Origin of the sequence: Pseudoxanthomonas broegbernensis, assembly GCF_014202435.1 — a bacterium.
GTDB lineage: Bacteria > Pseudomonadota > Gammaproteobacteria > Xanthomonadales > Xanthomonadaceae > Pseudoxanthomonas > Pseudoxanthomonas broegbernensis.
Genome location: NZ_JACHGU010000001.1, coordinates 577,820 through 596,216, shown reverse-complemented (window position 1 = coordinate 596,216; position 18,397 = coordinate 577,820). Strand labels below are relative to the sequence as shown.

Annotated in this window: 17 protein-coding genes; 13 read left to right on the top strand and 4 right to left on the bottom strand. The window is 72.4% G+C overall.

Annotation, left to right across the window (positions count from 1 at the left end; translation table 11 throughout):
- Positions 1-166 precede the first annotated feature (166 nt).
- The 4 genes from HNR76_RS02590 to map form a co-directional block, all read right to left on the bottom strand.
- Positions 167-520: an arsenate reductase gene (locus HNR76_RS02590; protein ID WP_162311106.1), complete on the bottom strand. Its 354-nt coding sequence runs from the start codon at positions 518-520 to the stop codon at positions 167-169.
- A gap of 235 nt (positions 521-755) precedes the next feature.
- Positions 756-1,649 (bottom strand): 2,3,4,5-tetrahydropyridine-2,6-dicarboxylate N-succinyltransferase, encoded by an 894-nt coding sequence (gene dapD / locus HNR76_RS02585; RefSeq protein WP_162311105.1) that lies wholly within the window; start codon positions 1,647-1,649, stop codon positions 756-758.
- A complete protein-coding gene (glnD, locus tag HNR76_RS02580; RefSeq protein ID WP_221301333.1) occupies positions 1,649-4,288 on the bottom strand; it encodes a [protein-PII] uridylyltransferase in 2,640 nt (879 codons plus the stop codon). Before glnD ends, dapD begins: the two co-directional genes overlap by 1 nt.
- 14 nt (positions 4,289-4,302) lie before the next feature.
- Positions 4,303-5,079, bottom strand: a complete 777-nt coding sequence (gene map / locus HNR76_RS02575) for a type I methionyl aminopeptidase (protein WP_162311103.1) — start codon at positions 5,077-5,079, stop codon at positions 4,303-4,305.
- 327 nt (positions 5,080-5,406) lie between these two features.
- Here map and HNR76_RS02570 point away from each other — a divergent pair, with 327 nt between their 5' ends.
- The 13 genes from HNR76_RS02570 to HNR76_RS02510 all read left to right on the top strand — a co-directional run bounded on the left by HNR76_RS02570 (position 5,407) and on the right by HNR76_RS02510 (position 18,390).
- A complete protein-coding gene (locus HNR76_RS02570) occupies positions 5,407-5,907 on the top strand; it encodes a Csu type fimbrial protein (protein WP_162311102.1) in 501 nt (166 codons plus the stop codon).
- 23 nt (positions 5,908-5,930) lie between these two features.
- On the top strand, positions 5,931-6,734 hold the full coding sequence (locus tag HNR76_RS02565) for a fimbrial biogenesis chaperone (RefSeq protein WP_162311101.1): 804 nt from the start codon (positions 5,931-5,933) through the stop codon (positions 6,732-6,734).
- Positions 6,735-7,183: 449 nt separating this feature from the next.
- Positions 7,184-9,127, top strand: coding sequence for a fimbria/pilus outer membrane usher protein (locus tag HNR76_RS02560; RefSeq protein WP_162311100.1), 1,944 nt, complete (start codon positions 7,184-7,186; stop codon positions 9,125-9,127).
- On the top strand, positions 9,124-10,143 hold the full coding sequence (locus tag HNR76_RS02555; RefSeq protein WP_162311099.1) for a Csu type fimbrial protein: 1,020 nt from the start codon (positions 9,124-9,126) through the stop codon (positions 10,141-10,143). The genes HNR76_RS02560 and HNR76_RS02555 overlap by 4 nt, the downstream gene beginning before the upstream one ends.
- 158 nt (positions 10,144-10,301) lie before the next feature.
- Positions 10,302-10,607 carry a hypothetical protein gene (locus tag HNR76_RS02550; RefSeq protein ID WP_162311098.1) on the top strand — a complete coding sequence of 102 codons (306 nt, stop codon included), beginning with the start codon at positions 10,302-10,304 and terminating at the stop codon, positions 10,605-10,607.
- Between the two features lie 14 nt (positions 10,608-10,621).
- Positions 10,622-11,359, top strand: a complete 738-nt coding sequence (locus HNR76_RS02545) for a fimbrial biogenesis chaperone (protein WP_162311097.1) — start codon at positions 10,622-10,624, stop codon at positions 11,357-11,359.
- Between the two features lie 310 nt (positions 11,360-11,669).
- On the top strand, positions 11,670-12,494 hold the full coding sequence (gene rpsB / locus HNR76_RS02540) for a 30S ribosomal protein S2 (RefSeq protein WP_162311096.1): 825 nt from the start codon (positions 11,670-11,672) through the stop codon (positions 12,492-12,494).
- A 169-nt stretch (positions 12,495-12,663) separates the two neighbouring features.
- A complete protein-coding gene (gene tsf, locus HNR76_RS02535) occupies positions 12,664-13,542 on the top strand; it encodes a translation elongation factor Ts (protein ID WP_162311095.1) in 879 nt (292 codons plus the stop codon).
- Positions 13,543-13,715: 173 nt separating this feature from the next.
- Positions 13,716-15,203 (top strand): GGDEF domain-containing protein, encoded by a 1,488-nt coding sequence (locus HNR76_RS02530; RefSeq protein ID WP_162311094.1) that lies wholly within the window; start codon positions 13,716-13,718, stop codon positions 15,201-15,203.
- Between the two features lie 91 nt (positions 15,204-15,294).
- A complete protein-coding gene (gene pyrH, locus HNR76_RS02525; protein ID WP_162311093.1) occupies positions 15,295-16,017 on the top strand; it encodes a UMP kinase in 723 nt (240 codons plus the stop codon).
- 179 nt (positions 16,018-16,196) lie between these two features.
- Entirely contained in the window at positions 16,197-16,754 is a 558-nt protein-coding gene (gene frr, locus HNR76_RS02520) for a ribosome recycling factor (protein WP_162311092.1), read from the top strand.
- 26 nt (positions 16,755-16,780) lie between these two features.
- A complete protein-coding gene (uppS, locus tag HNR76_RS02515; RefSeq protein WP_425501793.1) occupies positions 16,781-17,530 on the top strand; it encodes a polyprenyl diphosphate synthase in 750 nt (249 codons plus the stop codon).
- On the top strand, positions 17,527-18,390 hold the full coding sequence (locus tag HNR76_RS02510) for a phosphatidate cytidylyltransferase (protein ID WP_162311090.1): 864 nt from the start codon (positions 17,527-17,529) through the stop codon (positions 18,388-18,390). The genes uppS and HNR76_RS02510 overlap by 4 nt, the downstream gene beginning before the upstream one ends.
- Positions 18,391-18,397: the final 7 nt, after the last annotated feature.

Below are 18,397 nucleotides of genomic sequence, written 5' to 3'. Positions count from 1 at the left end.
CGAAGGATCGCCGGCGCGCGCGCCGGCCTCGAAGGAAGTAGCGGCGGTGGCGGCGGCAACTGTAGGGGACCGCCAGCGCCGGCGACGTTCCCGGGGCGACGATACCCCGCGTCGCCGACCCGACGTCGGCTCCTGCGGGAAGAGCGGCGGCCGGCCTCCGCGGCCGTCAGGCGAACAGCTTCTTGAAGCCGTTGTCGGAAAAACCCTGGCTGAAGCCGCCGTCGGCCATCACCACCACCGGGCGGCGGATCAACTGCGGGTGCTCGCGCAGCAGCAGCTTCCACTCGGCCTGGCTGCCCGGCGCCTTGCGGTTGTCCGGTAGTTGCCGCCAGGTGGTGGAGGACTTGTTGACCAGGGCGTCGAAGCCGCCGGCCTTGTCCGCCCATTCCACCAGGGTTTCCGGCGAGGGCTTGTCCTGGCGGTAGTCGACGAAGGCGTGGGGCACGCCGAAGCGGTCCAGCCATTTCGTCGCCTTCCTGCAGGTGTCGCAGTTCTTCAGTCCGTAGAGGGTGGTGGTCATCCGCGAATGCTCCTGTCGAGACGTTGCCGTCCATGGTCCGGCCATGCCGGCTTCCCTGGCTCCGGCGCGCCGGGTACCTGTCCGGCATGCGAGGCCGCGCCGATGCCCCATGCGTACGCCGGATCGCCGGCGGCGTTCACCCGGTACGCGAGGCGATGCAACGCAAGCGTACCGCGCTCGCCCATGGCCGGGCGTTCGCAACGCGGGCCCGCCAAGGGCCGCCCGGCGCGCTCCCTCACCCCCGCAGCAGGTCGTTAATGCTGGTCTTGGCCCGCGTCTTCGCGTCGACCTGCTTGACGATGACCGCGCAGTACAGCGAATGGCTGCCGTCGGCGGCCGGCAGCGAGCCGGACACCACCACGCTGCCCGGCGGCACGTAGCCGTAGGAGACCTCGCCGGTGGCGCGGTTGTAGATGCGGGTGGACTGGCCGATGAACACGCCCATGCCGATCACGCTGTGGTGGCCGACGACCACGCCCTCCACCACCTCCGAGCGCGCGCCGATGAAGCAGTGGTCCTCGACGATGGTCGGGCTGGCCTGCAGCGGCTCGAGCACGCCGCCGATGCCGGCGCCGCCGGAGATGTGGCAGTGCTTGCCGACCTGGGCGCAGGAGCCGACCGTGGCCCAGGTGTCGACCATGGTGCCCTCGCCCACGTGCGCGCCGATGTTGATGAAGCTGGGCATCAGCACCACGTCCTTGCCGAAGCTGCTGCCGCGGCGGGCCACGGTGCCCGGCACCACGCGCACGCCGAGCTTGCGGAACTCGGCCTCGCCGTAGCCTTCAAAGCGCAGCGGCACCTTGTCCCAGAACGGCGCAGGCGTGCCCTTCATCACGCCCATGTCGTGGACCCGGAAGTACAGCAGCACCGCCTTCTTCAGCCACTCGTTGACCTGCCAGCCGCCCTTGCCGTCCGGCTCGGCCACGCGCAGCTCGCCCGACTCCAGCCCGCCGATGACGCGCTCGACCAGCGGCCGGGTGAAGCCGTCGATCTCGTCCGGGGTCAGCGCGGCGCGGCGCTCGAACGCGCTCTCGATCGAGCCTTTCAGCGCGACAAGGCCGGGCTTGTCCGCGCCGGCGGCCTTGCGCACGGCCTTGCGGACGGGGGTCTTCTTGGGGGTCTGTGCCATCAGCAGGCGGCTCCGTTCGTTGGGTTGTCAGGATCCAGCCGCGCGCGCAGTTCGGCGCGCAGCGCCTGCTGCGCGGCTTCGTCCAGCGGCTGGTCGTGTTCGTCGGTGATCTGGAACAGGTCCTCGGCGCGCTCGCCGAAGGTGGCGATGCGCGCGTCGTGCACACGCAGGCGGCAGGCACGCAGGGCCTGGGTCACCTCGGCCAGCAGGCCCGGGCGGTCCGGGCAGACCAGGCTGAACAGGCTGCGGCGGCCGTCGGCGCTGAGGTTGAACTCGGCCCGCGGCGGGAAGCGGAAGTGCCGCAACTGCCGCGGCACCACCCGGCGCGGCGCGCGCACCTGGTCCAGCGCGCCGGCCAGCGCCGTGCACAGCGCCTCCTCCAGTTGCGCCGGGTCGCCGCTGGCGAAGCGGTCGGCGGGCAGCACCTCGAAGGTATCGAACACGGTGCCGTTCGGCCCCATCAGCACCCGCGCCTGGTGCACGCCGTAGCCGTGGCGGTCCAGGGTGGCGACGATGGCGGCGAACAGGCCGTCGCGGTCGGGCGAATGCACGAACACCTCCAGGGCGGCGCCGTGCTCGCCGTCTTCGCCGCCGATCCGGCGCACGGCCACCCGGGTATCGCCCGGCCGCACCCGCACCAGCGAGGCGGCCTGCCAGGCCAGTTGCTCGGGCCGGAAGCGCAGGAAGCTCTCGTCGGGCATCTGCGCGAACTGGCGCGCGACCACGTCCTCGCCGAAGCCCTGCCCGCGCAGCAGCGCACGCGCGCCCTCGCGCGCCTCGGCCTCGCGCGCCTCGGCGTCCACCGGCACCTCCAGGCCCGCGCGCAGCACGCGCCGGGTGGCCAGGTAGAGGTCGGCCAGCAGGCGGTCCTTCCACGCGTTCCACAGCTCGGGGCTGGTGCCGGCGATGTCGGCGCAGGTGAGCAGGTAGAGATAGTCCAGCCGGTCGCGGTCGCCGACCAGGCGGGCGAAGGCATGGACCACGTCCGGGTCGGAGATGTCCTGCTTCTGCGCGGTCGTGGACATGCGCAGGTGCTGCTCCACCAGCCAGGCGACCAGCCCGGTGTCGGCCTCGCTCAGGCCGTGCGCGACGCAGAACTCGCGCGCATCGACCGCGCCCAGTTCGGAGTGGTCGCCGCCGCGGCCCTTGGCGATGTCGTGGAACAGGCCGGCCAGCAGCAGCAGCTCCGGCTTGCGCAGGCGCGGCCAGACGCCGTGGGCGATGGAGAAGCGCTCGTCGGCCACGCCGCTGCCGAAACCGGCCAGGTTGCGCAGCACCATCAGCGTGTGCTGGTCGACCGTATAGGCGTGGAACAGGTCGAACTGCATCCGCCCGGACACCCGGGCGAAGGCCGGCAGGTACTGGCCCAGCACGCCCAGGCGTGCCATCCGGGTCAGGGTTTCCACCGCGCGCGGCCCGCGCAGCAGGGCCATGAAGCGCGCGCGCGCGGCCGGGCCGGCGGTGGCGTACGGCGGCAGCCTCGGCAGCGATTCGGCCAGCGCGCGCGCGGTGCGCGAGTGCAGCCCGCGCACCCGCGGATGCGCCGCCCAGGTGGCGAACAGCGCCAGCACCTCGCGCAGGTCGCCCTCGGGCCAGTACGACGCCGAGGCCGCCAGGTAGCCGCGCAGCAGGGCGAAATCCGGGTCGATCGGCTCCGGCACGGCCTCGCCCTCGAACGTTTCCTCGAAGCGCTGCAGCAGCCGGTCGCTGATCCGGCGCACGATCGCCGCGCTGCGATAGAAGCCCTGCATCATCTTTTCCACGCCCAGGCTGTGCGCGTCGTCGGCCAGGCCCAGGCGCTGCGCCAGCGCCTTCTGGTAGTCGAAGCGCAGGCGCTCCTCCGGCCGCCCGGCGACCAGGTGCAGGCCGAAGCGCAGCCGGCCCAGGGCGCGGCGTTCGCGGGCCAGCGCCGCGGCTTCGTCCGGGCCGAGGTGGCCCAGGCCGACCACCGCGTCCAGGCCATGCACGCCGAACGCGCGCAGCGCCATCCAGCCCAGCGTGTGCAGGTCGCGCAGGCCACCCGGGCCGTCCTTGATGTTCGGTTCCAGGTTGTCGGAAGTATCGCCGTAGCGCTGGTGCCGTGCGTGCAGTTCCCCGCGCTTGGCCTCGAAGAAATCGCGCGGCGGCCAGACCCGCTCCGGCGCGACCGCCGCGGCCAGCGCCGCCTGCGCGGCGGCATCGGCCACCAGCGGGCGTGACTCGATCAGCGCGGTGAGGATGGTCTGGTCGCCGGCCGCGGCCGCGGTGCATTCCCCGGCCGACCGCACCGCGTGGCCGACCGGCAGCCCCACGTCCCAGACCAGGGCGCAGAACCGCGACAGCCCGGCCTGTTGCGCCCGCTGCGCGTCCGGCTCGGCCAGCACCAGCAGGTCGATGTCCGAGCGCGGGAACAGCTCGCCGCGGCCGTAGCCGCCGACCGCGAACAGCGCCAGCGGCGCACCCGCCGGCACGCAGCGCGCCCAGGCCGCACGCAGCACTTCGTCCACCGCGCGCGCGCGCAGCGCCAGCAATCGGTCGATGGCGGCCTTGGGGCCGTAGCGCCGCGCCAGGCGGGCATCGACCTGGGCCAGATTCTCGCGGGCCCGCAGGGCCCAAGCGGCATCGCTGGCGGCGTCGACCGCCGCGCCCGCCGGCGCCAGGCCCGTGCCGGCGTTCACGCGGGCGGCGACTGGCCCGGGGCCAGCGTCAGCACGTCCACGCCGTCCTCGGTCACGGCCACCATGTGCTCCCACTGCGCCGAGAGCTTGCGGTCCTTGGTCACCACGGTCCAGCCATCGGGCAGCACCCGGGTGTAGCGGGTGCCCTCGTTGATCATCGGCTCGATGGTGAAGGTCATGCCGGGCTCAAGTACCAGGCCGGCGCCGGGCCGGCCGTAGTGCAGCACCTGCGGCTCGTCGTGGTAGACCTTGCCGATGCCGTGGCCGCAGTACTCGCGCACTACCGAGAAGCGCTGGCTCTCGGCGTACTCCTGGATGGCGTGACCGACGTCGCCCAGGGTGGCACCTGGCCTGACCGCACGGATGCCGCGCCACATCGCCTCGAAGGTCGCCTCCACCAGGCGCTTGGCCATCACCGACGGGGCGCCGACGTAGTACATGCGGCTGGTGTCGCCGTGCCAGCCGTCCTTGATGACGGTGACGTCGATGTTGAGGATGTCGCCTTCCTTCAGCACCTTCCCCTCGTTGGGGATGCCGTGGCAGATGACGTTGTTGACCGAGGTGCACACGGTCTTCGGATAGCCGCGATAGCCGACGTTGGCCGGCACCGCGCCCTGCACGCCGACGATGTGGTCGTGGCAAAGCCGGTCCAGCTCCTCGGTGGTCACGCCCGGCTTCACATGCGGGGCGATCATTTCCAGCACTTCGGCGGCCAGGCGGCCGGCGATGCGCATCTGTTCGATTTCGGCGGGGGTCTTCAGGTGCAGGCTCATCTCCGGATTATCGCCGATCACGGCGCCTGGCTGAACGCGCGCCGGGCTCAGCCGGAAATTCGACACTATCGTATTCATATTCCATTCTGTCGGAAAACCTTAGCTTCCAGCGCGCCGGAAATGTGACGCAATGCGTCAATTTATGCGCACTGTGTTCGTCAAATCTTGTCTACTTCGTCATAAATCGTGTATTCACGAATATGAAACCCGCTAGTTTTTCTCGCCGGTGAGAGGGATCTATGGCGTCATAGAGTTGGCACGGTTCCTGCTCCTGCGTCTGGCGAGCCGCATCCCCCGCAATACACTCTCCAACCAACGGAGCACCCGATGAAGCAGTTCAAGCTGTCCCTGGCCATCGCCGCCCTGACCGCCGCCGGTTTCGCGGGCAGCGCCGCCGCCGCAACGGCCACCGACCAGTTCGAGGTCAGGATCACCATCAACGAGACCTGCAACGTGCTGACCGCGACCGACATCCTGTTCGATCCGGCCACCCCGACCGCCGGCACGGTGGACAAGACCGGCACCATCTCCGTGCAGTGCACCAACGGCACCGACTACACCCTGGAACTGGACGGCGGCGATGCCGGCGATACCGCCGCCCGTCGCATGACCCGGGACGGGGGCAGCGAGACCATCGCCTACCAGCTCTACCAGCCGGGCGGCTTCACCACCGTGTGGGGCAGCGGCGGACAGGCGGTCACCGGCATCGGCGCCGGCCTGGGCGGTGCGTACCAGGTCGATCACACGGTGAACGCCCGTGCCACCCTGGTCGGCAACGAGCCGGCCGGCAGCTACGCCGACGACGTCACCGTCACCCTGACCTTCTGAAGGCCCCCGGACGCGTGACCAGGATGGCAGGACCGTTCCCCGGCCCTGCGGTGCCGGTGCGCCGCAGGGCCTTGCTGCTGGCGGCCTGCCTGGCCCTGTCCGGAGCCGGCGTGGGCGCGCGCGCCGCCGACCTGCAGGTGTCGCCGATCCTGCTGGAGTTCGCGCAGGCCCAGCAGGCGCAGGCGATCTGGCTCAGCAACAGCGGGCAGCACCCGCTGCGCGCGCAGGTGCGCGTACATGCCTGGTCGCAGGATGGCGGCGAGGACCGGCTGGCGCCCACGCGCGACCTGGTCGCCAGCCCAGCCACGCTGGAGATCGCCCCGGGCGCGCAGCAGATGGTGCGCGTGGTGCGGCTGCAGCCGGGGCCGGCGCCCACGGAGCGGTCCTACCGCCTGCTGGTGGACGAATTGCCCCCGGCGGCAGCGCAAGCCAGGCCGGCCGGTCTCCAGTTCCTGCTGCGCTATTCCATTCCCGTGTTCCTGGAACCGGCCGGGCCGGCACCGGCGGTGCCCGCCGCGCAGGCGTCCCTCCCGGGAACCGGCCCGGCATCGCTGCGTTTCGCGCTGGAGCCCGCGCCCGGCGGCAGCCGCCTGGTGGCGAGCAACGCCGGCACGCGCCGGGCCAAGCTGAGCCAGCTCGTCCTGGTGGCCGCCGACGGCGGCGCGCGCGCGCTCAACCAGGGGCTGCTCGGCTACGTGCTGGCCGGCCAGACGATGAGCTGGCCGCTGCCGGTCTCCCATCCGCTTGCGCCGGATCAGACCCTCGAGGCGAGATTCAATGACGACCCGGATGCGCGGCCGCTGCCGCTGGACGGCGCTGGCCGCTAGCCTGGCCGCCGCCTGCGCGTCGCCTCTGCCCGCCCTGGCGGCGGGCCAGGACGGCGTGCCTTCGGCGGTGGCCGCCGGGTCGAGCGCGACGTCCCTGCCCGCGGGCGCGGACGGAGACGAGGCGTCCGCGACGGGGCAGGAGCTGTTCCTAGAAGTCTCCGTCAACCAGTTCGCCAGCGGCCAGTTGGCGCGCTTCGTGCTGGACGACGGCGCCTTCTTCGCCAGCGCCGAAACCCTGCGCGGCCTTGGCCTGGCCTGGCCGGGCGGCGACCGGGCCGCCGGGATGGTGCCGCTGCAACGCATCCCCGGCCTGCGTGCCGAGTACGACGCCGCGCGCCAGCGCATCGCCCTGTGGGTCCCGGTGGGGTCGCTGTCCGGCGACACGAGGATCGGCTTCGAGCAGCCTGAGCGCCCGCGGGCCGACCCGGGCGCGCGCGCGCGGACTGCTGTTGAACTACGACCTGTACGCCCAGGGCGACGGGGACCACCGCAGCTTCAGCGGCTGGAGCGAGCTGCGCCTGTTCGGGCTGGGCGCCGGCACCTGGAGCACCAGCGCGGTCGGCCGCAGCGTGCAGGCCAGCGGCCACGACGACCGGCGCGACGGCGTGCGCCTGGACACCTCCTGGCAGCTCGACTTCCCCGACAGCATGGTCTCGCTGGCCGTGGGCGACGCGATCACCGGCGCGCTGGCCTGGACCCGCCCGACCCGTATCGGCGGCGTGCGCGTCTCGCGCAACTTCGCCCTGCAGCCCTACCGGGTCACCGCGCCGCTGGCATCGTTCGCCGGCGAAGCGGCGCTGCCGTCGACCGTGGACCTGTTCATCGACGGCATCCGCCAGTCCAGCCGGCAGGTGCGGCCGGGGCAGTTCCAGATCGACAGCGTGCCCACGCTCAACGGCGCGGGCCAGGCGCAGATGGTGATCACCGACATCAACGGCCAGAGCCGCGTGATCGGATTCTCCCTGTACAACGCGCCGCAACTGCTGCAGGCGGGGCTGGGCGACTGGTCGCTGGAACTGGGCAAGGTGCGCCGCGACTACGGCCTGCGCTCGTCGGCCTACGCCAGCGAGCCGATGGCCAGCGCCACCGGGCGCTACGGCCTGAACCGGCTGGCCACGCTGGAGGGCCACTTCGAAACCGTCGCGGACCTGCGCATGGCCGGCGCCGGCGGCGTGCTGCGGCTGGGCGAGCACGGCGGCGTACTCGACCTGGCCCTGGCCGCCAGCCGCCACGCGGGCCAGGAAGGACGCCAACGCGGCATCGGCTACCAGTGGATCTCCCGCGCCTTCAGCGTGAACCTGGCCTCGCTGCGCCGCAGCGAGGGCTTCCGCGACGCGGCCAGCCTGGAAGGCACGCCACTGCCGCTGCGCAGCGACCGCATCTTCATCGGCGTGGGCCTGCCCTATGGCCAGGTCGGCAGCAGCTACCTGCGCCAGGAATATCCGGGACTGCCCGCCTCGCGCTACCTGAGCCTGAGCTGGTCGCAGCAGTTGCGCCGCTACGGTAGCCTCAACCTCGGCTTCAGCCGCGACCTGGACGGCGCGCGCGGCGACAGCGCCTCGCTGTACTGGTCGATGCCCCTGGACCGCCACCTGTCCACCTCGGCCTCGGCGCACCGCACCGGCGACCTGCGCAGCCTGGCGCTGGAGGCCAACCGCGCCGTGCCCAGCGACGAAGGCGGCTGGGGCTGGCGCGCGCAGGCCACGCTGGGCGACCGCCCGGGCGCCCAGGCCCAGCTCACCCAGTTGGGCAGCCATGGGCAATGGAGCGCCGGCCTGACCCACTGGCGCGGCGCGGACGGGAGCGACGGGGCCACCCAGGGCTACGCCAGCGCCAACGGCGGCCTGTTGCTGATGCGGCATCGCCTGTTCGCGCTGCGCCGGGTGGAGGACGCGTTCGCGCTGGTGTCCACCCAGGGCGTGGCCGGGGTGCCGGTCATGCTGGAGAACCGCCCGATCGGGCAGACCGACCGCGACGGCCTGCTGCTGGTCACGCGGCTCAATGCCTGGCAGCGCAACCGGTTGTCGATCGACCCGCTGCAGTTGCCGGCCGACATGCACATCGAGCGCACCGGCATGGACGCCGTGCCGGAGAGCCGCAGCGGCATGCTGGCGCTGTTCCCGATGCGGCGCACGGCGTCGGTGCAACTGGCCCTGCGCGGCCGCGACGGGGAATGGCTGCCACCCGGCACCGTGGTCGGCGTGGAGGCGCCGGGCGCGGGCGAGGCGGTGGCGGACACGGTGGTCGGCTACGATGGCCTGGTGTACCTGCAGGACCCGCCCGTCGCGGCGCGCCTGCGGGCCGGCGAAGGCCCCGCTGCGTGCAGCGCGGCGCTGCCCGACACGCTGCCCGACCGCGGCTGGGTCGAACTCGGGGAACTGGAATGCCGGTGAACGCGCGATCCCTCGCCGACGGATGGACCCGGCGCCCGCCCGCCGGCCCGAGGCCCATCGCCGCTCTGGCGGCGGCCGTGCTCTGTGCGGCGCTGCTGGGCCTGGCGCCCGCGCGGATGGCCGTGGCGCAGAGTTGCTGGACGGGAGGCGCATTGCACCTGGACTTCGGCGCCGTCACCCCGGCCGGGCACACGGATGCCCAGTCCAGCGGACTCAGCTACACCTGCCAGAACGGCACCCAGGACACCGCCTACCTGCGGGTGTGCGTCTTCGCCAATCCGGGCCAATGGGGCACGGTCGCGCCGCGGCGGATGTTCAACTACTCCAGCCCGGCGTACATGAGCTACGACCTGTACGCCGACCCGGCCCGCACCCAGGTGCTCGGCCCGCTCGGCGGCGGCTTTCCCGTCCATAGCTGGACCGACCAGGTCGCTCCCGGCACCAGCGTCACCCGCAGCATCCCCGTGTACGGCCGGGTGCCGGCCGGGCAGAACCTGCCCGCCGGCGGCTACCAGGAACAGGGCGTCAACGGCATCGTCCGCTTCCGCCAGAGCGCCATCGCCCCGCCGCCGGCAAGCGACTGCCTCGTCGCCGGCGGCGCGAACGTGGGCTTCAGCTCCAGCGGCGTGGTGGCCAGCTTCGCCAATGCCTGCACCATCGTCGCTTCCACCGTCATGGACTTCGGCTACGTGGCCTCGCTGGCGACGGCGCGCACCGCCACCTCCTCCATCCAGTTGCGCTGCCCGGTCAACGCGGCCTGGAGGGTGGGCCTGGGCGCCGGCAGCCATGCCGCCGGCCCGGTCCGCCGCATGGCCGGACCGGGCGGGCACCTGGCCTACGAGCTCTACCAGGACCCCGGCCACGGCTTGGTCTGGGACAACGCCCAGGGCGCCGACCAGGGCGGCACCGGCACCGGCCAGGCGCAGACGCTGACGGTCCACGGCCGGGTCCCGCCCCAGCCCGAGGCGATGCCGGGCACCTACTCGGACACGGTGACGGTCACCCTGACCTACTGATCCGGCGAAGCGGCCGCCTACACGCGGCCCATGCGTGACCCGCCGCACAGTTGGGCACACGGTGCGGGCCGAAAGCGGCCGCCGGCCTCAACTTTCCCGGTCCCGCGCCGACAGCGTGGCTGACAGCCGGTTCCCCCGACCGGCCGAGGAACTCGCCGATGCGCGCGTGCAAGCCCCTGGTCCTGGCCCTCCTGCTGCTCGGGATGGCCGGTGTCGAGGCATCCAGCAGCCGGACCGTCCGGGTGGGCATCACCCTGCTGGACCGCTGCGACGTGCGCACGTCCGCCGGCGCCGCCCCGAGCGTCGCCTGCTCCGCGGGAACGCCCTATCTCGTCGCCCCCGCGGCGGCCCCGGATGCGGCACCGGTCCCCACGACCGCCACTTCGGATGGCGATCCGGCGCGGATGCCGGTGCCCGACGGTGGCCCGGTGGACCCCGCGCGGGTCACCACCATCGTGTTCTGATGGCGCGTGCGGCGATGGCATGGCCGGCATCCCTGGCATCGCTGCTGGCCCTGGCCACGTGCCTGGCCGCCGCTCCGGCGACCGGCGGCGACCTGCGCATCGCACCGGTGTCGCTGACTTTGCAGGCGGGCGAGGCGGCGGCGGTCCTGTGGCTGAGCAACACCGGCCAGGCACCGATGCATGCGCAGGCGCGGATCTTCGCCTGGACCCAGGTGGACGGGCGCGAGGTGCTGGCCCCCACCCGCGACCTGGCGGTGAGCCCGCCATTGCTGGAAATCCCGCCGCAACAACGACAACTGGTGCGGGTGCTGAGACTGACCGACCTCGACCCGGCGGTGGAGTCCAGCTACCGCCTGGTGGTGGACGAACTGCCGGCCGCCGCCCCGCCGGCCGATGCCCCGGCAACGCCGCTGCTGCGCTATTCCCTCCCGGTCTTCGTGCCCACCGCCGCCCCGCCCCTCGGCGCCCGGCTCAGCGCCCGGGTCGAGGACGATGCCGGCGGCCGGCGCATGCTGCGCCTGGACAACACCGGCGACCGCCACGCCCGCATCGCCGAGCTGGCCTTCATCGGCGCCGGCGGGCGCGTGCATCCGCTCGCACCCAACCTGGCCGGCTACGTCCTGGCCGGGCGCTACAAGCACTGGCCCATGCCCGCCGATGCCGGGGACCCGCCCTATGGGCGCTTCCAGGCCGACGTCGACGGCCGGCCGGTGGTCCTGGTCCCGGCGCCGGACCGCCTGGGCGGCCGCTGAATCGCCCGCGCCGCCGGGCTTTGCCCCCGACCCGCCACGGCCGCTATACTCCCCCGGCTCTGCCCGCCCCCTCGCCGGGGCCGCCCACGCCGGGCGCGGAGTTCCGGGCGTCCGTCCCGGTCCGGCGAATACACACCTGACGCCATCCCCCGTGCCGGGGTGCCCGCAGTTTCTGGAAGCGGGTTCGGACACGGAAGCGCCAGGGAGGCCCAACCCCGGAACCGTCGCTGCGCGCCGCCATGGCCGCACGTCCCGCAGGCGCCGAACGCAACGGCCGCGGGCGCGGTTCCACCGCCAGGAGTTTCAAGCAATGCCCCAGATCACCATGCGCCAGATGCTGGAAGCCGGCGTCCACTTCGGCCACCAGACCCGATACTGGAACCCGAAGATGGCTCCGTACATCTTCGGCGCCCGCGGCAAGATCCACATCATCAACCTGGAGAAGACCGTCCCGCTGTTCTCCGACGCGATGAACTTCATCTCGGCCATCGCCCAGAAGCGCGGCACCATCCTGTTCCTGGGCACCAAGCGCAGCGCGCGCGAAGCCATGAAGGAAGAGGCCGAGCGCTGCGGCATGCCGTACATGACCCAGCGCTGGCTGGGCGGCACCCTGACCAACTTCCGCACCGTCAAGCAGTCGGTGGCGCGCCTGAAGGAACTGGAAGCGGCCGAGACCGACGGCACCTTCGAGAAGCTGGTCAAGCACGAAGTGCTGGGCCTGCGCCGCGAGCGCGACAAGCTCGAAGCCTCGCTGGGCGGCATCAAGGACATGAACCGCCTGCCCGACGCCCTGTTCGTGATCGACATCGGCCACGAGGACATCGCGATCAAGGAAGCCCGCAAGCTGGGCATCCCGGTGATCGCGGTGGTCGACACCAACTACGACCCGGCCCTGGTCGACTACGCCATCCCCGGCAACGACGACGCCATCCGCGCCGTGCAGCTCTACGCCCGCGCCGCCGCCGACGCCGTGCTGGAAGGCAAGGCCGCCGCCCCGCACGCCGCCAACGTGACCGAAAGCGATTTCGGCGAGGGCGAGGGCGAGGGCAAGGCCCCGCGCCGCGCACCGGCCAAGAAGGCCGCGGCCAAGAAGGCGCCCGAGGACGGCGAGGTCGCCGCCCCCGCCGCCGAGTGATGCCCCGGCGGCCGCCGCGCGCGGCCGCCTCCCCCCGCGCACGGCCGGCGCCAAGCGCCCCCGTCCGCTCCGGGCCGGGCCGGACCCCGCGCGCCGTCCCGCGCGCGGCACACCGCCCGCCCCGCTCCGCGCAGCGGAGCCACCTTCATCCCATTAACGAGGTATTCCCGTGGAAATCACTGCTTCCCTGGTCAAGGAACTGCGCGAGCGCACCGGCGCCGGCATGATGGAGTGCAAGAAGGCACTGACCGAGAACAACGGCGACATCGACGCCGCCGCCGAGTGGCTGCGCAAGTCCGGCCTGGCCAAGGCCGACAAGAAGGCCGGCCGGGTCGCCGCCGACGGCCGTATCGCCGTGGCCCAGGACGGCGGCAAGGCCGTGCTGGTGGAGATCAACTCCGAGACCGACTTCGTGGCCAAGGACGCCAACTTCCTTGCGTTCGTCGATACCGTCGCCCAGGCCGCGCTGGCTTCCGGCGCCGCCGACGTCGAAGCGCTGAAGTCGGCCAAACTGGCCTCCGGCGAGACCATTGAGGAAACCCGCGCGGCGGTCATCGCCAAGGTCGGCGAGAACGTGCAGTTGCGCCGCCTGGCGCGCATCGACAGCGCGCAGAACGTGGCGTCCTACGTCCATGGCGGCCGCATCGGCGTGCTGGTCGAGCTCAAGGGCGGCGACGCCGAGCTGGCCCGCGGCATCGCCATGCACGTGGCGGCGATGAACCCGCCGCACGTCAGGGCCTCCGACGTGCCCGCCGACTTCATCGCCAAGGAGAAGGAGATCGAGCTGGCCAAGATGTCCGACAAGGACAAGGCCAAGCCGGCCGACATCCTGGAGAAGATCATCTCCGGCAAGATCGCCAAGATCGTCAACGAGGTCACCCTGTACGGCCAGCCCTACGTGCTGGACACCAACCAGACCGTCGAGGCCGCGCTGAAGGCGGCCGGCGCCGAGGTCGTGCGCTTCGACCGCCTGGCCGTGGGCGAGGGCATCGAGAAGAAGGAGGACGATTTCGCCTCCGAGGTGATGAAGCAGGCCGGCCTGGCCTGATCCGCGCGCCCGCCGCGCGGATGTCATCCGGAAAGCCGCGGCCCGCCGCGGCTTTCCTTTTTCCGGCGCTCTTTCCCCGAAAACGGAAACCGCGCCGCGCCGATGGCGGCGGGCGCTTACCGCGCAACGCATTTGCCTGCATACTCCGGGCATCGGATCTGACCCGCAGCGTGATGCGACCGGAACTAGAAGCCAGCCTCCTGCACTGCCGCAATCTGCCCTCGCCGCCCGGCGTTGCGCTGCAGATCATCGAGCTGGCCCAGGATCCGAACGCCGACCTGGGCGCCACCGCGCACATCATCAGCATGGACGCGGCGCTGAGCGCGCGCCTGCTGCGGGTGGCCAACTCCCCGCTGTACGCCGGCCGCCGCCGGGTCGACAACCTCGCCCAGGCGATGACCATGCTCGGCCTCAACGCGACCTTGAGCCTGGCCCTGGGCTTCTCGCTGGTCCAGGGCCTGCGCGGGCACAACGGCACCGCCCACGAGCAGGAGCGCGTGTGGCGGCGCAGCGTCCTGGCCGCGCTGGCCGCGCGCCTGCTGGGCACCCCGGCCGGGGTGCAGCGCGCCGAGGACCTGATGCTGGCCGGCCTGCTGCAGGACATCGGCCGCCTGGCGCTGCTGCAGGCGGTGCCCGACGAATACGCCGCGCTTTGCGCCCGCGCCGCCGACAACGACGCGCTGCTGGAGCTGGAGCGCGAGGTGCTGGGCGCCGACCACGCCGAGGTCGGCACCTGGCTGGCGCGGCAGTGGCGGCTGCCTTCCTACCTGGTCGACGCCATTGCCGCCAGCGAATCGACGCCGGAAGACGCCTTCCAGCGCTGCGTGCACGCCTCCGGAGTGGTCGCCGACCTGTGGCTGGCGCCCGCCGACCCGGATGGCCGCCTGCGCGAGCGCACCCTGGCGCCGGTGCGCGCCTGCACCGGCCGCGGCACCGAGGCGCTGGACGACCTGCTGGTGCAGATCGCCGCCGCGCTGCCGGAGATCAGCGCCCTGTTCGAGGTGCGCATCAGCCGCCCCGAGCACCTGCAGGCCATCTCCGACCACGCCAAGGAGCTGCTGATCCTGCGCAACCTGCGCGAGATCCAGGAGGCCACCCAGGCCCGCCACGACGCCCAGGTCTCCGAGGAGCGCATGCGCCGGCTGACCGAGCAGTCGCGCCGCGACCCGCTGACCGGGGTCTACAACCGCCTGCAGATGGAGGAGGTGCTCGAGCGCGAGTTCGCCACCGCCGTGGCCCTGCAGCACCCGCTGTCGATCGCCTTCGTCGACCTGGACGACTTCAAGCGCATCAACGACCAGCACGGCCACCTGGTCGGCGACCAGGTGCTGCGCCAGTTCGCCCAGACCCTGCAGCGCATGCTGCGCAGCACCGACCTGATCGCCCGCTACGGCGGCGAGGAGTTCCTGGTCGTGCTCAGCCACTCCAACGAGGCCGCCGCCACCCGCGTGCTGCAGCGCATCCTGGAGGAGGTGGCGCGCCTGCCGATGGCCGTGGTCGACGGCCAGTCGCTGTACGTGACCTTCTCCGCCGGCGTGGCCACCCACGACAGCGCGGCCAACGAGTTCAGCGATGCGCGCAGCCTGCTGCAGGCGGCCGACGACGCCCTCTACGGCGCCAAGCGCGAGGGCCGCAACCGGGTCAGCCAGCACGGGCAGTGAGGCGGCACCGGCGCCGCCGCGCGCCCGGCGGCGCGGACGCAGGCGGTTTCCGCTAGAATTCGCAGGTTTTCCGCACCCGCAGAGGCCCCACATGTCCCAGCTCGCCCACCGCCGCGTCTTGCTGAAACTCTCGGGCGAGGCGTTGATGGGGGCCGAGGACTACGGCATCGACCCGGGGGTGATCGGCCGCGTCGCCGGCGAGGTGATCGAGGCGCGCGAGGCCGGCGCGGAGATCGCCCTGGTGATCGGCGGCGGCAACATCTTCCGCGGCGCCGGCCTGGCCGCCGGCGGCATGGACCGGGTGACCGGCGATCAGATGGGCATGCTGGCCACGGTGATCAACGCGCTGGCCATGCAGGACGCGCTGGAGAAGCTGGGCGGCAAGGTCCGGGTGATGAGCGCGATCAAGATCAACGACGTGTGCGAGGACTACATCCGCCGCCGCGCCGTGCGCCACCTGGAGAAGGGCCGCATCGCGATCTTCGCCGCCGGCACCGGCAACCCCTTCTTCACCACCGACTCGGCCGCCGCCCTGCGCGCGATCGAGATCGACGCCGACCTGCTGCTCAAGGCGACCAAGGTCGACGGCGTCTACGACCGCGACCCGAAGAAGTTCCCCGACGCGGTGCGCTTCGAGGAACTGGACCACGACGAGGTCATCGCCCGCGGCCTGCAGGTGATGGACACCGCCGCCTTCGCCCTGTGCCGCGACCATGGCATCCCGCTGCGGGTCTACGACGTCTCGGTGCCGGGCAACCTGATGCGCATCCTGCAGGGCGCCAACATCGGCACCCTGGTCCGCGGCCGCCACTGACGGCGCCCCCGGCGCCCCCGGCGCCCGGCATACGCGCTCCCGCCCGGCCGCGCCTGCGGGCGGCGGCGAAGCCCTTTCCGCCTTTCCCGCCGGCGTCGTCCCGGGCACGGCGCGGCGGGCCGCACCCGGCAATATCCGTATAATCGGCCGATTCAGGCGAAAAGATGGAAGCCACGGCGATGCTCAACCAAATCAAGCAAGACGCGCAGGCCCGCATGGCCAAGAGCATCGAGGCTCTGCGCCACAACCTGGTCAAGATCCGCACCGGTCGCGCCTCCACCGGCCTGGTCGAGACGATCCGGGTCAGCGCGTACGGCAGCGAGGTGCCGTTGTCGCAGGTGGCGGCGGTGGCCGTCTCCGACGCCCGCTCGCTGGTCATCACCCCGTGGGACAAGAGCATGGTCGGCCCGGTCGAGAAAGCGATCCTGGCCTCGGACCTGGGCCTGACCCCGAACACCGCCGGCACCACCATCCGCCTCAACCTGCCGGCCCTGACCGAGGAGCGCCGCCGCGACCTGACCAAGGTCGTGCACAGCGAGGGCGAGGACGCCAAGGTCGCCGTCCGCAACGTCCGCCGCGACGCCAACCAGCAGGTCAAGGACCTGCTCAAGGAAAAGCAGGTCACCGAGGACGAGGTCCGCCGTACCGAGGACGAGATCCAGAAGATCACCGACAAGGCGATCAAGGACGTGGACGAGGTGGTCAAGGCCAAGGAACAGGAACTGATGGCGGTCTGAAGCGGTCAGTCCTGCGCATGACGGCCATGCCCGCCCCCGCCCGCCCCGCAGTCCCGCAGCACCTGGCCATCGTCATGGATGGCAACGGCCGCTGGGCACAGCAGCGGCGCAGGCCGCGCGTGGTCGGGCACCGCGCCGGCGCCCGCGCGGTCAACCTGACCATCGACTTCTGCCTGCAGCGCGGCATCGGCGCGCTGACCCTGTTCGCCTTCTCCAGCGAGAACTGGGGCCGGCCGGAAGAGGAAGTGGGCGCGCTGATGAAGCTGTTCCTCAACGCGCTGGAACGCGAGGTCGACGAACTGCACCGGCGCGGCGTGCGGGTGCGCTTCATCGGCGAGCGCGAGCGCTTCGTCGACCCGATCCGCGCGCGCATGGCCACGGCCGAGGCGCAGACCGCCGGCAACGGGCGCCTGCACCTGAACATCGCCGCCAGCTACGGCGGACGCCAGGACATCGCCGCCGCGGCCCGGGCGCTGGCCCGCGAGGCCGCCGCCGGCCGCCTGGATCCTGAGCGCATCGACCAGGCCGCCGTGGCCGCGCACGTGGCCCTGGCCGACCTGCCGCCGCCGGACCTGTTCATCCGCACCGGCGGCGACTGCCGGATCAGCAACTTCCTGCTCTGGCAACTGGCCTATACCGAATTGTGGTTCACCGAGACGCTGTGGCCCGACGTCGACGCCGGGCTGCTGCAGCGCGCGCTGGACGACTACGCCGGGCGCGAGCGCCGCTTCGGCCTGACCAGCGCGCAGATCGCCGCCATGGAGACCCCGGCATGACCCGTACCCGCGTCATCGCGGCGCTGATGATGGCGCCGGCCGCGATCGCGGCCATCCTCCTGCTGCCCACTCCGTGGATGGCCGCGCTGGCCGCGGCGGTGGTACTGGCGGGCCTGTGGGAGTGGCTGAAGCTGGCCGGCATCGACGACAGCCTGTCGCGCACGGTGCTGCTGCTGCTGACCCTGCTGCTGATGGTGCTGCTGGTCTGGGCCTCACGCGGCGAGAGCGGGTTCTCCCCGGCGCTGTTCCAGATCGCCACCCTGGCCGGGGTGCTGGGCTGGGCACTGGCCCTGCTGTGGCTGTGGCGGCCGGGCGTGAGCGGCAACCACCGCTCCTGGACGCGCGCCTTCAAGCTGGGCGCCGGCACCCTGGCCGCGGTCTCGGCCTGGTGCGCGCTGTGCCTGATCCATTCGGACAACTTCGCCGCCCTGGCCGGCGGCGGCGACCCGCGCGCGCATCGCTGGCTGCTGGCGGCGCTGGCGCTGGTCTGGGCCGCCGACTCGGGCGCCTATTTCGCCGGGCGGCGCTGGGGCCGGCGCAAGCTGGCGCCGACCATCAGCCCGAACAAGACGGTGGAGGGCGCACTCGGCGGGCTGACCGCGGGCCTGGCCGCCGCGGTGGGCTTCGGCATCCTCGCCGGTGCGGGCCCCGGCCAACTGCCGGCGCTGGCGCTGGCCGCGGTGGCCGCGGTGCTGGCATCCATCGTCGGCGACCTGGTCGAGAGCCTGCTCAAGCGCCAGGCCGGGGTGAAGGATTCCGGCGACCTGATCCCGGGCCACGGCGGCGTGCTCGACCGCATCGACGGCGTGCTCGCCGCCTTGCCGGTGTTCGCCATCGGCAAGGACATCCTCGGTTTCTGAGACTGGA

Excerpts from the sequence above, each read along its gene's own strand:
- rpsB (WP_162311096.1), top strand. The coding sequence starts at position 11,670 with ATGCCCCAGATCACCATGCGCCAGATGCTGGAAGCCGGCGTCCACTTC.
- HNR76_RS02590 (WP_162311106.1), bottom strand. The coding sequence starts at position 520 with ATGACCACCACCCTCTACGGACTGAAGAACTGCGACACCTGCAGGAAG.
- map (WP_162311103.1), bottom strand. The coding sequence starts at position 5,079 with ATGAGCCTGCACCTGAAGACCCCCGCCGAAATCGAACAGATGCGCATC.
- dapD (WP_162311105.1), bottom strand. The coding sequence starts at position 1,649 with ATGGCACAGACCCCCAAGAAGACCCCCGTCCGCAAGGCCGTGCGCAAG.
- frr (WP_162311092.1), top strand. The coding sequence starts at position 16,197 with ATGCTCAACCAAATCAAGCAAGACGCGCAGGCCCGCATGGCCAAGAGC.
- uppS (WP_425501793.1), top strand. The coding sequence starts at position 16,781 with ATGCCCGCCCCCGCCCGCCCCGCAGTCCCGCAGCACCTGGCCATCGTC.
- HNR76_RS02510 (WP_162311090.1), top strand. The coding sequence starts at position 17,527 with ATGACCCGTACCCGCGTCATCGCGGCGCTGATGATGGCGCCGGCCGCG.
- HNR76_RS02530 (WP_162311094.1), top strand. The coding sequence starts at position 13,716 with ATGCGACCGGAACTAGAAGCCAGCCTCCTGCACTGCCGCAATCTGCCC.
- HNR76_RS02550 (WP_162311098.1), top strand. The coding sequence starts at position 10,302 with ATGCGCGCGTGCAAGCCCCTGGTCCTGGCCCTCCTGCTGCTCGGGATG.
- pyrH (WP_162311093.1), top strand. The coding sequence starts at position 15,295 with ATGTCCCAGCTCGCCCACCGCCGCGTCTTGCTGAAACTCTCGGGCGAG.
- HNR76_RS02565 (WP_162311101.1), top strand. The coding sequence starts at position 5,931 with ATGGCAGGACCGTTCCCCGGCCCTGCGGTGCCGGTGCGCCGCAGGGCC.
- HNR76_RS02545 (WP_162311097.1), top strand. The coding sequence starts at position 10,622 with ATGGCATGGCCGGCATCCCTGGCATCGCTGCTGGCCCTGGCCACGTGC.
- HNR76_RS02570 (WP_162311102.1), top strand. The coding sequence starts at position 5,407 with ATGAAGCAGTTCAAGCTGTCCCTGGCCATCGCCGCCCTGACCGCCGCC.